We start from the raw sequence: 697 nt of genomic DNA, 5'->3' as shown, positions 1-697 counted from the left end.
GGGGCTGTCCTAGATAACGACTAAAACTTCCATTTAGGTTAAGATAACCTTATGAGAAAAAGTCGTCTAAGTCAGTACAAACAACATAAACTCATAGAGCTGTTTGTAGCAGGCGTAACCGCTCGAACAGCCGCAGAGTTAGTGCATGTAAATAAAACCACCGCAGCCTATTATTTTCACCGTTTGCGATTGCTCATCTATCAACATAGCCCTCATTTGGAAATGTTTGAGGGAGAAATTGAGATTGATGAGAGCTATTTCGGCGGTCATCGCAAGGGTAAACGAGGTCGTGGTGCAGCAGGCAAAACCGCCGTATTCGGGCTTTTAAAGCGTGACGGCAAGGTTTATACCGTAGTAGTGCCGAACACACAATCTGCCACACTTTTGCCGATTATTCGGGAAAAGGTGAAACCCGATAGTATTGTTTACACCGATTTCTATCGAAGTTATGATGTGCTTGATGTGAGTGAATTTAACCATTTTCGCATTAATCACAGCACACACTTCGCAGAAAATCAAAATCACATTAATGGAATTGAGAATTTTTGGAGCCAAGCAAAACGTCATTTACGCAAGTTTAATGGTATTCCGAAAGCCCATTTTGAGCTATATTTGAAAGAATGCGAATGGCGTTTTAATCACAGTGACTTAAAATCTCAAATATTCCTTTTAAAACAATTGGTTAAAGGGGGTTTAG

At 40.5% G+C, this 697-nt stretch carries 1 protein-coding gene; it reads left to right on the top strand.

What is annotated here, in order from left to right:
* Positions 1-51: 51 nt before the first annotated feature.
* Positions 52-697, top strand: a 646-nt coding sequence (locus ACERCG_RS12190; protein WP_373612308.1) for an IS1595-like element ISMha3 family transposase, incomplete at its 3' end; no start/stop codon positions are given.

This window comes from Mannheimia sp. E30BD (assembly GCF_041807785.1).
GTDB lineage: Bacteria > Pseudomonadota > Gammaproteobacteria > Enterobacterales > Pasteurellaceae > Mannheimia.
The sequence above is the reverse complement of the archived record's forward strand: the minus strand, read 5'-3'. Positions and strand labels throughout refer to the sequence as shown.